We start from the raw sequence: 12,819 nt of genomic DNA on the forward strand, positions 1-12,819 counted from the left end.
TCGCTCCAGTCTCAGTCCGCCACCACGATGTTCCGCTTCTTCACGACGTCGCGGAACGTGGTGACGTCGGATCGCACTTGCTCCAGCAAGTCGTCCGGCGTACCACCGGCCGGCACGATGCCCAGCGATTTGAATCCCGCGGCGACGCGTTCGGACCGCAGCGCAGTGTTGCCCGCGGCGTTCAGGCGGTCGATGATTTGCGTGGGGGTGCCCTTGGGGGCGTAGAGCGCCGACCAGCCGTAATAGGAAACGCCGGGTATGACGGCGTTGAGCGTGGGCACCGACGGCGCGTAGGGCCAGGGTTGCTCGGAGGTGACCGCCAGGGCGACCAGTTGGCCAGACTGGATGTACGGATACGGCGAGGTGTGGAACATCACCTGGATGCGGCCGGCCAGCAGGTCGGTCGTGGCGGGTTGCTCGCCCTTGTAGGCGATGTGCACCATGTCCAGCCCGGCGGCGGCGTTGAGCACTTCGCTCATGATGTGATAGCCGGATCCCACGCCGGGGCTTCCATAGGAGATCTTGCCCGGATTGGCCTTGGCGTAGGCGATGAACTCCTGCAAGGTCTTGATGCCCAGCGAACTGGGCACGACCAGGACCAGGCAGCTGCGCGACATCATCATCACGGGCTCGCCGCGCTCGAGCAGGTCGGGCGTTGTCTCCGGCCGGGTAGCCATCGAGGCGGTCTGTACCGTGGTCAGGCCGGTCAGGGTGTAGCCATCGGGGCGGGCCGACAAGCCGCGCGACGTGCCGATGTTTCCGCTTGCGCCGGCAAGGTTTTCGATGACCAGGGGCTGGCCGAGGACGTTCTGCATTTCGGCCGCCACGACGCGCGTGATGTTGTCGGAGATTCCCCCGGGCGCCGCGGGCACCACGACCCTGACCGGTTTGTCGGGATACGTCTCGGCCTGGCAAGCGCCGAACACGAGGCTGAAAGCGGCGGACAGGGCTGCGCCCATGAACGAGATTTTCATGTTGATTATGCCTATCGGGATGGTGGGGCGGCGATCGTCGGCGGACGCATCGCCTTGCGGGTGGCCGCCACGCGTGGCGGCCACCCGCTACGGTTTGATGTTGGCGGTCTGCATCAGCTTGCGGAATTCGACGCGCTGCTCGCGCAGCATGGCCGCGGTATCCTGCCGCGACCCTTGTGCCGATTCGCCGCCCATGGGAATGAAGCGGCTGGCGATCGCCGGGTCGGCGGTGATTTCGTTGATGTGGCGGTTGAGCAGGTCCAGCACCTCGGCGGGCGTGCCCGCCGGCGCCATGACGATGTTCATGCTCGGCGTTGCCAGGCCCGGCACGGCCTCGGAAATCGAGGGTACGTCCGGGAACCCGGCGAAGCGGCTGGCGGTGGAGACCGCCAGCAGGCGCATGCGGCCGCTCTTGGCGTGCGGAGCGATGCCGCCCAGGCCATCGATAAGGATAGGGACCTGGCCGCCGATGATATCGGTGTGCGCGGGCGGCGAGCTGGGATAGGCGATGTTGACCAGCCGGGTGCCGGCCTTCTGATTGATGCTCTCGCCGATAAGGCGCGACAGCGACGCCGCGCCGGGGGTGGCGAAGAAGACTTCGTCGGTCTTGGCGCCTGCCACCAGCTCCTGGATGTTCTGGATGGCGCTTTTGGCGCCGACCGCGATGGCGAGCGGCACGTACACCACAGGCGCGACGGGCTCCAGGTCCTTTTCCGCATCGTAGGGCAGGTCCTTCGTCATGAGCGGCGCGACCACCAGGGCGGAATTGCCGGCGTAGAGCAGCGTGTAGCCGTCCGGCTTGGCGCTGGCCACGGCCTGCGCGGCAATGGTGCCATTGGCGCCTGGGCGCGGGTCCACGATGACGGCCTGGCCCAGCGCTTTCGACAGGCGTTCGGAGACCAGGCGCGCGAACACGTCCACGCTGCTGCCGGCGCCGGCAGCGACGACCATCCGGATGGGCCGGCTCGGCCAGGTCTGCGCCTGCGCGGCAGGCACGGAAAGCGCCAGCAGCACTGGAGCCAGCAGCAAGGTGCGAGCCAGTCCCTGGACAAGGCCGTGACAACGCCTGTGGAAGGCAGGAATATTCTTGTTCACCAATGTCTCCTCTCAGAACCTGGTGAACTCTAACCGTTGGTTTTGCCCCGTGCTATGGGACGGACGTCATGGTGGCCATGTTGATTCGACATAGTGGAGCAAGCTGCGACCCGGTACGGGTTCAGCCGCCCACCACGGTCGGATGGCCGGGCCATTGGCCCTGGCGGGCCACGGCACGGATTTCGCTGGCGACGAAGTCGCTGAGCAGCCGCACATTGCGCAGCCGGGTGCTCTCGCGCTTGGTGATCAAGGTCAGCGTCACGACCATGCCCTTGTCGGGCAGCGCCTGGGCTATCAGCTTGCCGGCCGCCACGTCTTCCGCCACGCCGCCTTGCGTGAGCAACGTGTAGCCGATGCCCTGGACCGCCATTTCGCGCAGCATGGCCATGCTGGCGGCCTCATAGACGGGCTTGAGCGGTTCGTTGATTTCGGCGAAGGCGTCTTCCAGCAGGTTCCGGATGATTTGCCCGCCGCTGGGCAGCATCAGCGGCAATCGGGCCAGGTCGCGTATCGTCGGGGGCGCCATGGTCCGCAGATCGGATTGCGGATTTCCCACCAGGCACAACCGTTCGATCAGCAGCGGCCTGCAGATGAGGTCGGGGTGGGGCGGCGGGTCGAACAGCACCGCCAGGGCAAGTTCGCCATGGAGCACGCGCTCGACCAGCGTACGGCTCAGCGCTTCCATGACATCCACCTGCAGCTTCGGCCAGCGCCTGGCGATCACGGGCAACAGGCGCGGCGCCATGACGGTGCTGGCGGCGTGGGTAATGCCCATGGACAGCGAGCCCGATACGACACTCGCCGAATGGCTGACTTCCTCTTTGATCTCGGCAAGCTGCAACAGTATCGAGGGAGCCTTGCCGATCAGGACGGTGCCGGCGGCGGTCAGCACGCAGCCGCGGTTGCTGCGCACGAACAGCGCCACGCCCAGGCATTCTTCCAGGCGGCCGATCTTGCGGGTAATGACGGGTTGGGAGGTGCCGAGCTCGGCCGCGGCGCGTGAAAAACTCTGTGTTTTCGCGACCCAGCAGAAAACATTCAGCAGATCCGTATCCAGCGGGTTGTGGTCCGCCGGAAGCGCGAAGTCTTCCGCTGCCATAGAGAGACGCCCTTTGTGTCGCCAGCCTGGAATTGTCCGCTTACATTTTACCATCGCCCATGAGGCGTCCGGCCGGCGCGCCGCACGCCCGGCCGATTATCCCGCGGGTAGTTAAAAAGCAGTGCCGGATGGGGTATTGAAAATAATCGATATTGCAAATAATGGCGCATTGCGCGCCGTTGCAGGAAGTAGGCGGCATATATCAGGCAGTTTGATCTATCCGACTGAAAACAATGGGTTTTTGCCGGCTGTTAATAGGCCCTGTGGATGGCGGAATAAATGCGCTTGATGTTGTGATACCATCTATTGATTATGTCATTTTGCATGCTTGCGGGAATATATTCAAAGGTTATGGGGCCGTTGTTTTTTCAGGTTTTGCCTTGGATGAGTTCTTGCCTGTTTTCTGCATTAATGACCGAGCCCGCGGCGGCACAGCCCGCGGGCGCGGCTGGCGCGGACGGCTGCCATGTCTGAGACCCTGGATCAGTGGCGCGCGGGCTTGACGCTGGGCTTCGCGCCCGGCCACGCGGGCCGCACCGTGCTGCGCGAGCGCGCGCACTACGGGCCCATGCTGGTGCAGCGGGCGCTGTATCCGGAAGGGCCGCAAGTCTGCCACGTCGCCATTCTTCATCCCCCTTCGGGCATCGCGGGCGGGGACGCGCTCGAGATCCGCGTCGACGTGGCCGGCGGCGCCCGCGCGGCGCTTACCACGCCCGGCGCCACGCGCTGGTACAAGTCGAACGGCCGCCAGGCCTCGCAGGACGTGCATTTGCGCGTGGCAGCGGGGGGCCGGCTCGATTGGCTGCCCCTCGAGAGCATTTTCTTCGAAGAGGCCGATGCCCTGGCGCGCAATCGGATCCAGCTTGAGTCGGGCGCGGCCGCCATCGGCTGGGACCTGATCCAGCTCGGGCGGGTGAACCAGTCCGGCCATTGGAGCCAGGGCCGCCTGCATACCGCCACCGAGCTGTACGTGGACGGCCGGCTGCTGTGGGTGGACCAGGGGCTGGTCGGCGCGCAGGACGACGTCCGGCGCCAGGTCTCGGGCCTGGCGGGCTTTCCGGTCCATGCCGCGCTGTGGTCCTTCGGCCCCCGCCTGGACGCGGAGCAGAACGAGGAGCTGGCCGGCCTGATGCCCTGGAGCGACACGCTGCGCGGCGCGGCCACCACGATGCCGTACGACGCGACGCAGTCGCTGTGCCTGGTGCGCTGCCTGGGCGTGCACATGGAGGATGTCAGGGCCGTGATGACCGATGCCTGGGCCTATTTGCGCCCGCGCGTGCTCGATACGCCCGCCGTCGTGCCCCGGCTCTGGGCCACCTGATACGCCGCGCGAGGGGCCGCGGACCAGCCATGCGGCGCTCGCTCGCGCGCCGGCCGGGCATGAACCGCCCCTGGTATGCATACACAAAGGAAGAACCGCCATGGAACTGACTCCACGGGAAAAAGACAAGCTGCTCATTTTCACCGCGGCCCTGCTGGCCGAGCGCCGGCGCGCGCGCGGCCTGAAGCTGAACTATCCGGAGACGGTGGCGCTGATCACGGCCGCGTTGATGGAAGGCGCGCGCGACGGCAAGACGGTCGCCGAGCTCATGAGCGAAGGCACGCGGATCCTGGGGCGCGATGAGGTCATGGAAGGGGTGCCGGAGATGATTTCCAACATCCAGGTGGAAGTCACGTTTCCCGATGGCACCAAGCTGATTACCGTCCACAACCCGGTTGTCTGAGCACCGGGTCGGGATTTTCGTCATTCATGAATTGGGAGATTCGCATGAAAGCAATGTCTAAGCGCGCGATGCTGGGCTCGGGCGCGGCCGCCCTGATGCTGTTCTCGGGCGCCGCCCTGGCGCATCCGGGCCATCTCGGCCACGAGCTGCCGGGCAGCATGTTCGCGGCGGGCTTCTGGCATCCGCTGACCGGGTTCGACCACCTGCTGGCGATGCTGGCGGTCGGCATGTGGAGCGCGCTGACGCACCATACGGCGCGCCAGGCGGTGTGGCTGCCGGTCATGTTTCTCGCGCTGCTGTTCGCCGGCGCGATGATGGGCATGGCCGGCGTGCGCCTGCCTGCCGTCGAGCCGGTCATCATGGTCTCGCTGCTGGTGCTGGGCCTGCTGGTGGCCAGCCGCAAGGCCGTGCAGGGCTGGGCGGGTTTCGCGCTGGTGGGGGGATTCGCCCTGTTCCACGGCCTGGCCCACGGGATGGAGCTGCCCGGCAGCGAAGGCGCGCTGGGCTTCGTGGCGGGTTTCATGCTCGCCACCCTGGGGCTGCACCTGGCCGGCCTGTTCGCGGGGTTTCGCCTCAAGCACTGGAACCTGTGGCTGTCGCGGGCGCTGGGCGTGGGCATCGCCGGTTACGGCGCGCTGCTGTTCGTCGGCGCTCGGGTCTGACCAGGGAGGTGTCATCATGATTCCGGGAGAAATACTGACCGAACCGGGCCAGATCGAGCTCAACGTGGGCCGGCCGACCTTGACGATCGCCGTGGTCAACGAGGGCGACCGGCCGATCCAGGTGGGTTCGCACTATCACTTCGCCGAGGCGAACAACGCCCTGGTCTTCGACCGCGAGCTGGCAACCGGCTACCGGCTGAACATTCCGGCCGGCAACGCGGTGCGTTTCGAGCCGGGCATGCGCCGCACCGTCGAGCTGGTGGCGGTCGGCGGCGAGCGCCGCATCTTCGGTTTCCAGGGCAAGGTGATGGGGGCGCTGAAATGACCAGGATTTCGCGTTCGGCATATGCCGAGATTTACGGGCCGACCGTGGTCGGCGGCGTCGGCGACCGGGTGCGCCTGGCCGACACGCTGCTGCTGGCCGAGGTCGAGAAGGACCACACCATCTTCGGCGAGGAGGTGAAGTTCGGCGGCGGCAAGGTCATCCGCGACGGCATGGGGCAGAGCCAGCGCCTGGCCACCGATTGCGTCGACACGGTGATCACCAACGCGCTGATCATCGACGCGGTGACCGGCATCGTCAAGGCCGACATCGGCATCAAGGACGGGCTGATCAGCGGCATCGGCAAGGCGGGCAACCCGGACACCCAGCCGGGCGTGACCATCATCATCGGCGCTTCGACCGAGGTGGTGGCCGGCGAGGGGCTGATCGTGACGGCCGGCGCCATCGATACGCATATCCACTTCATCTGTCCGCAGCAGATCGAGGAGGCCCTGGCCACCGGCACGACCACCATGATAGGCGGCGGCACCGGGCCGGCCACCGGATCGCTGGCCACCACCAGCACCTCGGGCCCCTGGCACATGGCCGCCATGCTGCAGGCGCTGGACGCCTTTCCGGTGAACGTGGGCCTGTTCGGCAAGGGCAGTTCGAGCTCGCACGGCGCGCTGCTGGAGCAGGTGCGGGCCGGCGCCATGGGCCTGAAGATCCACGAGGACTGGGCCAGCACGCCGGCTTCCATCGATACCTGTCTGAACGTGGCCGAGGAAACCGACATCCAGGTCGCGATCCACAGCGACACGCTCAACGAGTCGGGCTTCGTGGAGGACACGTTCGCCGCGTTCAAGGGCCGCACCATCCATTCCTTCCATACGGAAGGCGCCGGCGGCGGCCACGCGCCGGACATCATCCGGGCCGCCGGCATGCCCAACGTGCTGCCGGCCTCGACCAACCCGACCATGCCGTTCACGCGCAACACGATCGACGAGCACCTGGACATGGTCATGGTGTGCCATCACCTGGATCCATCCATCGCCGAGGACCTGGCTTTCGCCGAAAGCCGGATCCGGCGCGAGACCATCGCGGCCGAGGACATCCTGCACGACCTGGGGGCGTTCTCCATCATGAGCTCGGACTCGCAGGCCATGGGGCGCGTGGGCGAGATCGTCCTGCGCACCTGGCAGACCGCGCACAAGATGAAGCTGCAGCGCGGCCCGCTGCAAGGCGACAGCGAGCGCTCGGACAATGAGCGCATCAAGCGCTACATCGCCAAGTACACCATCAACCCGGCCGTGGCGCACGGCATCGCGCACCTGGTCGGCTCGGTGGAAGTGGGCAAGCTGGCCGACCTGGTGCTGTGGAAGCCCGCCTTTTTCGGCGTCAAGGTCAACATGGTGCTCAAGAGCGGCATGGCCGTCAGCGCCAGCATCGGCGACATGGGCGCCTCGATCTCGACGCCGCAGCCGGTGCAGATCCGCCCCATGTGGGGCAGCCACGGCAAGGCGCTGCGCACCTCGGTGGCCTTCGTCTCGCAGGTCAGCCTGAGCAATCCGGCGGTCAGCGAACTGGGGCTGAACAAGCGCCTGGAGGCGGTGCGCGGATGCCGCGGCGTGACCAAGCACGATATGGTGCGCAACAACTGGCTGCCGGCGATCTCGGTCGACCCGCAGACCTACCAAGTCTATGCCGATGGGCAATTGCTCAAATGCGAGGCGCTTGCCGAGCTGCCCATGGCGCAACGCTATTTCCTGTTCTGATCATGAAAATCGCCAATACTTTCATCAAACGCGGCGCCGCCGGCGGCCTGGACCTGAGCCAGGCGCCCGGCGTGACGCTGACCCTGGCCGAACGCCGCCGCAGCCGCCAGCGCCTGGACCTGGACGAGGGCCGCGGCGAGCTCGGCATGGCGATCGAACGCGGCCAGACCTTGCGCGACGGCGATGTCCTGGTTGCCGAGGACGGGACATACGTGGTGGTGCGGGCCGCGCTGGAAGACGTGGCCCGCGTGACGGCCGCCACGCCCTGGCAGCTGGCGCGGGCGGCCTACCACCTGGGCAACCGCCACGTGCTGCTGGAGATCGCCGAGCAGCATCTGCAGTTCGAGTACGACGCCGTGCTGATCGACATGCTGGCCCAGCTGGGCGGCGTGACCGCGACGCGCCTGCGCGCGGTGTTCGAGCCGGACGTGGGCGCCTACGGCGGCGGCCATCGCCATGGCCACGACGAGAGTTTCGGCGACGACTACGCGCTGGCGCAGGCGGCATACCACGCACACGAGGCACACTCCCATGCGCACTCCCATGCCGGCGGACACGGACACGTTCATTCCGGTCACGGCCACGGCGGCAAGCACGGCGAGCATGACGCCAAGTCTTGATGCCGGACAGCTGGCCGCGCTGTTGCATCTGTCTTCGCCGGCGCTGCCGATCGGCGGCTTCAGCTATTCGCAGGGCCTGGAGGCGGCCATCGAGCTGGGATTGGTGCACGACGAGGCCAGCACCCTGGCGTGGATAGAAAGCCAGCTCGTCACGGTGATGGCGCGCGCCGAGGCGCCGCTGTGGTGCCTGCTGTTCGAGGCCTGGCGCGCCGGCGACGACGCGGCGGCGCATGGCTGGAACCAGTGGTTCCACGCTTCGCGCGAGACCCGCGAGCTGCGCCAGGAAACCGAGCAGATGGGGCGCTCGCTGGCCAGACTGGCCCAGGAGCTGGGCTGGGGCACGGCGGCGACGAGGGCGGCCGTGGCGGCGCTGCGGCCGGCCACGCTGCCCGCCGTGCATGCCTGCGCCTGCGCGATGTGGGCGCTGCCGCGCGAAGCCGGGCTGGGCGCCTATGTATTTTCGTGGCTGGAGAACCAGGTGGCCGCGGCCATCAAGGGCGTGCCGCTCGGACAGATGGCGGGCCAGCGCATCCTCGAGCGGCTGCGCGCGGGGCTGCCGGCCGTGCTGGCCGACGCCCGGGCGCGCGCCGGCGCGACCCCGCCCCGGCTCGACACGTTCGCGCCGCAGTACGCCATGGTTTCAGCGCGCCATGAAACCCAGTTCTCCCGTCTTTTCCGTTCCTGACCTTGCCTGATTGGTGTAGACGCCATGCACGATATCTCTTCATTGACCACCCGTACCAAGACCCTGCCCCCCCTGCGCGTCGGCGTGGGCGGCCCGGTGGGGTCCGGCAAAACCACCTTGCTAGAAATGGTGTGCAAGGCGATGTACCCGCAGTTCGACCTGATCGCGATCACCAACGACATCTACACCAAGGAAGACCAGCGCCTGCTGACGCTGTCGGGGGCCTTGCCGCCCGAGCGCATCCTGGGGGTGGAGACCGGCGGCTGTCCGCATACGGCGATCCGCGAGGACGCATCCATCAACCTGATCGCCATCGACCAGATGCTGGAGCAGTTTCCCGATGCCGATATCGTGTTCGTCGAGTCCGGCGGCGACAACCTGGCCGCGACCTTCAGCCCCGAACTCTCGGACCTGACGCTTTACATCATCGACGTCGCCAGCGGAGAGAAGATTCCGCGCAAGGGCGGGCCTGGCATCACCAAGTCCGACCTGTTCATCATCAACAAGACGGACCTGGCGCCGTACGTGGGCGCGGACCTCGCGGTGATGGAGGCCGATACCCGCCGCATGCGCGGCGACAAGCCCTTTGTGATGTGCAACCTGAAGACCGGCGATGGATTGGACCAGGTGATTGCCTTCCTGAAGACGGAAGGCTTGTTCCGCGGCTGAGCCTGCCGCGTCCCGTGCCGGCCGGACCGCTGTGCGCGTTGCGGCCGCGCCTGCCCTTGCTTGCCGAAGATTCCCGCGCACGCGCTTGCTCGGTGCGGGCCGGCACGCCTGCCGTTATATATAGAGGACCATAGTTTTCGTCGGACGTAGCCGAAAAACGGCGGAAATTCATCCGGAAACTGGCTAAAAAGAAATATATGGTTTCAAAATCGACGTAAAATCCCGCGTTGACTCTAGTTCTATATAGGACTATAGTTCTCTCCATGGCAGCTCGCTAACAAGGGTTTTGGGTCATGGAAAATCTGGGATATCCCGCTCGGCTGGAGCTCTATGTCGCCGGCCAGTGGCGCGGCGTCGAAGGCCGCCGGACGCAGGTCGTCGTCAACCCGTCGACGCAGCAGCCGCTAGGCGAGCTGCCGCTGGCCTCGGCGGAAGACATCGACGACGCGCTGGCCGCCGCCGACCAGGCCTTTGGCGACTGGGCGCGGACCACTGCCTGGGAACGGGCCGACATCCTGCAGCGCGCGGCCGCGCTCATCGAAGCGCGGCGCGACCGCCTGGCGGTCGTGCTGACCCTGGAGAACGGCAAGCCGCTGGCCGACTCGCACGGCGAACTGGACCGCGTGGTCGAGACCATCCTGTGGTGCGCGGAGGAAGGCAAGCGGACCTACGGCCGCGTGCTGCCGGCGCGGGCGCAACGGTTGTCGCAGTCGTCTCTCAAGCGGCCGGTCGGCCCGGTGGCCGCGTTCGTGCCGTGGAATTTTCCCGCCGTGCTGGCGGCCCGCAAGCTGGCCGCCGCCATGGCGGCCGGCTGTACGGTCGTGCTCAAGCCGGCCGAGGAGACGCCGGCCATCTGCATCGAACTGGTGCGCGCCTTCGTCGACGCCGGCACGCCGGCCGGTGTGGTCAACCTGCTGTACGGCGTGCCCGCGCAGGTGTCCGAACGCCTCATCGCCTCGCCCATCATCCGCAAGGTCTCGTTCACGGGCTCCGTCGCCGTGGGCCGCCTGCTGGCGTCGATGGCCGCCGGGCATCTCAAGCCGGCCACCATGGAGCTGGGCGGGCACGCGCCAGTGGTGGTGTTCGACGACGTCGACGCCGACCGCGTGGCGAAGATGTGCGTGGGCTTCAAGTACCGCAACGCCGGCCAGGTGTGCCTGTCGCCCAGCCGCTTCTACGTGCACGAACGCATCGCCGATCGGTTTGCCGAATCCTTCGTCCGCCACGCGGGCCTGCTGCGCGTGGGCGACGGCATGGAAGAGGGCGTGCAGATGGGGCCGCTGAACAACGTCCGCCGGCTGCAGGCCGCCGAGCGGCTGGTCGAGCAGGCGGTGGGCGCGGGCGCCACCCTGGCGCTGGGCGGGCGCCGTATCGGCCAGCGCGGCTATTTCTACCCGCCCACGGTGCTGGAGGGCGTGCCGGACGCTGCCGACATCCTGGCCGAAGAGCCGTTCTGCCCGGTGGCGCCCATCATGCGCTTCGGGTCGATGGACGAGGTCATCGGCCGCGCCAATCATCCCAGCCTGGGCCTGGCGGCCTATGCCTTCACCAACCGCATGGCGACCTCGGCCGAGTTCGCCGAGCGCATCGAGGCGGGCTGGATCGGCATCAACAATTTCGTGCCCGCGCTGGCCGACGCGCCCATCGGCGGCATGAAGGACAGCGGCCTGGGCTACGAAGGCGGGCCCGAAGGGCTGGACGCCTACCTGCATGCGCGCTTCGTCAGCCAGCTGAACGTCGAAGTCTAGCGGCGCGCGCGCCATTCGAAGTTGTCGTGACGCAAATCGGAACCTACACCGGAGGAGATCAACATGAGCACCACCAATGCCGCGTCCACGGAGCAGCCCTTGAAATTCGCCGGCTATCGCAAGCGCGACATGCCGGCCCACGACGCCGAACTGACCAGCACCATGCCGGGCACCCCGATGGGCGAATACATGCGCCAGTACTGGCAGCCGGTCTGTCTGTCCGAGGAGCTGCGGGACGTGCCCAAGGCGATCCGCATCCTGGGCGAGAACCTGGTGGCGTTTCGCGACAAGAGCGGCAACATCGGCGTGATGCACCGCCATTGCGCGCACCGCGGCGCCTCGCTCGAGTTCGGCGTGATCCAGCAGCATGGCATCCGCTGCTGTTACCACGGCTGGCACTACGGGGTGGACGGCACGCTGCTGGAGGCGCCGTGCGAGCACGACGACACGCGGCTGCGCCAGACGGTCTGCCAGGGCGCCTACCCGGCCTTCGAGCGCGATGGCCTGGTGTTCGCCTACATGGGGCCGCCGGAGAACCAGCCGCCGTTCCCCGAGTACGACACCTATACCCTGCCCAAGGGCACGAAGCTGGTGCCGTTCTCCAACGTGTACCCGTGCAACTGGCTGCAGGTCCATGAAAACATCATGGACCACATGCACACCGCGGTGCTGCACAACCACATGGTGGTCGAGGGCGTGGATGCCGAGGTCTCGGCCGGCGTGACGCTGGAGGGCTTTGGCGATATGCCGGTGATGCAGTGGCATCCCACGCGCAGCGGCAACGGCATCGTGTTCGTGGCCGGCCGCCGCCTGCCGCAGGACCGGGTGTGGGTGCGCATTACCGAGATGAACCTGCCCAACTACCTGCAGATCGGCTCGCTGGTGCCCACCGCCGCCCGCGAGCGCCATTCGACCTCGGGCTGCACGCGCTGGCACGTTCCGGTGGACGACACCAACATGATCATCTTCGGCTGGCGCCATTTCAACGCGGAAGTGGACCCCGACGGCATGGGCTGCGAAGCCGATTGCGGCGTCGACAAGATCGACTTCCTGGTCGGCCAGACGGGCAACCGCAGCTACGACGAGGCGCAGCGCGCGCCGGGCGACTGGGAAGCCCTGACCAGCCAGCGTCCCATCGCCGTGCACGCGCTGGAGAACCCCGGCGCCTCGGACGTGGGCGTGTACATGTTCCGCAAGCTGCTGCGCGACGCCCTGCACGGCAAGACCAAGCCCGACCCCGCCTATGCGCAGCTGCTGGCCAGCGGCCAATCGCTGCCGCTCTATGCGCAGGACTCGGTGCTGTATGCGAAGCAGCGCGAGGACACCGCCGAGGACCGCAAGCTGATCAACGAGCTGGGCAGGAAGGTGCTGGACATCATGCGCGCGGCCGACGGCCTGGCGGCCGCCGAGCGCGACGCGTTCGTGCGCGCCGAGCTCGACAGGATCGACGACGGCGTGGGCAAGCAGATCGTCGCCCAGGCGCTGGCGATGGAAGCCTGAGGCGGG

The 12,819-nt window shown here is 67.2% G+C and carries 13 protein-coding genes; 10 read left to right on the forward strand and 3 right to left on the reverse strand.

Features of this window, described 5'->3' with window-relative positions; all coding sequences use genetic code 11:
- Positions 1-11: 11 nt before the first annotated feature.
- The 3 genes from EL288_RS03320 to EL288_RS03330 form a co-directional block, all read right to left on the reverse strand.
- The gene (locus EL288_RS03320; RefSeq protein WP_003814838.1) at positions 12-974 is read right to left on the reverse strand and encodes a Bug family tripartite tricarboxylate transporter substrate binding protein; all 963 of its coding nucleotides are present in this window, start codon (positions 972-974) and stop codon (positions 12-14) included.
- An 87-nt stretch (positions 975-1,061) separates the two neighbouring features.
- A complete protein-coding gene (locus tag EL288_RS03325; RefSeq protein ID WP_225665527.1) occupies positions 1,062-2,003 on the reverse strand; it encodes a Bug family tripartite tricarboxylate transporter substrate binding protein in 942 nt (313 codons plus the stop codon).
- 187 nt (positions 2,004-2,190) lie between these two features.
- Complete coding sequence (locus tag EL288_RS03330; RefSeq protein WP_003814834.1) at positions 2,191-3,168, reverse strand: LysR family transcriptional regulator; 978 nt, start codon at positions 3,166-3,168, stop codon at positions 2,191-2,193.
- A 466-nt stretch (positions 3,169-3,634) separates the two neighbouring features.
- Between EL288_RS03330 and EL288_RS03335 the strand changes: the two genes are divergently transcribed.
- The 10 genes from EL288_RS03335 to EL288_RS03380 all read left to right on the forward strand — a co-directional run bounded on the left by EL288_RS03335 (position 3,635) and on the right by EL288_RS03380 (position 12,813).
- Complete coding sequence (locus tag EL288_RS03335; protein WP_003814832.1) at positions 3,635-4,489, forward strand: urease accessory protein UreD; 855 nt, start codon at positions 3,635-3,637, stop codon at positions 4,487-4,489.
- Positions 4,490-4,589: 100 nt separating this feature from the next.
- Positions 4,590-4,892 (forward strand): urease subunit gamma, encoded by a 303-nt coding sequence (locus EL288_RS03340; RefSeq protein WP_003814830.1) that lies wholly within the window; start codon positions 4,590-4,592, stop codon positions 4,890-4,892.
- Between the two features lie 44 nt (positions 4,893-4,936).
- Positions 4,937-5,554 (forward strand): HupE/UreJ family protein, encoded by a 618-nt coding sequence (locus tag EL288_RS03345; protein WP_003814828.1) that lies wholly within the window; start codon positions 4,937-4,939, stop codon positions 5,552-5,554.
- A gap of 16 nt (positions 5,555-5,570) precedes the next feature.
- Positions 5,571-5,879, forward strand: a complete 309-nt coding sequence (locus tag EL288_RS03350; RefSeq protein ID WP_003814827.1) for an urease subunit beta — start codon at positions 5,571-5,573, stop codon at positions 5,877-5,879.
- Positions 5,876-7,591, forward strand: coding sequence for an urease subunit alpha (gene ureC, locus EL288_RS03355; protein WP_003814824.1), 1,716 nt, complete (start codon positions 5,876-5,878; stop codon positions 7,589-7,591). The genes EL288_RS03350 and ureC overlap by 4 nt, the downstream gene beginning before the upstream one ends.
- Before the next feature lie 2 nt (positions 7,592-7,593).
- The gene (gene ureE, locus EL288_RS03360; RefSeq protein ID WP_033458998.1) at positions 7,594-8,211 is read left to right on the forward strand and encodes an urease accessory protein UreE; all 618 of its coding nucleotides are present in this window, start codon (positions 7,594-7,596) and stop codon (positions 8,209-8,211) included.
- On the forward strand, positions 8,195-8,896 hold the full coding sequence (locus EL288_RS03365; RefSeq protein WP_033458997.1) for an urease accessory protein UreF: 702 nt from the start codon (positions 8,195-8,197) through the stop codon (positions 8,894-8,896). The genes ureE and EL288_RS03365 overlap by 17 nt, the downstream gene beginning before the upstream one ends.
- A 24-nt stretch (positions 8,897-8,920) precedes the next feature.
- Positions 8,921-9,565 (forward strand): urease accessory protein UreG, encoded by a 645-nt coding sequence (gene ureG / locus EL288_RS03370; RefSeq protein WP_003814817.1) that lies wholly within the window; start codon positions 8,921-8,923, stop codon positions 9,563-9,565.
- A 293-nt stretch (positions 9,566-9,858) separates the two neighbouring features.
- Positions 9,859-11,313, forward strand: a complete 1,455-nt coding sequence (locus EL288_RS03375; RefSeq protein WP_033458995.1) for an NAD-dependent succinate-semialdehyde dehydrogenase — start codon at positions 9,859-9,861, stop codon at positions 11,311-11,313.
- A gap of 63 nt (positions 11,314-11,376) precedes the next feature.
- Complete coding sequence (locus EL288_RS03380) at positions 11,377-12,813, forward strand: Rieske 2Fe-2S domain-containing protein (protein WP_010927098.1); 1,437 nt, start codon at positions 11,377-11,379, stop codon at positions 12,811-12,813.
- Positions 12,814-12,819: the final 6 nt, after the last annotated feature.

The organism is Bordetella bronchiseptica (assembly GCF_900636925.1).
Lineage (GTDB): Bacteria > Pseudomonadota > Gammaproteobacteria > Burkholderiales > Burkholderiaceae_B > Bordetella > Bordetella pertussis.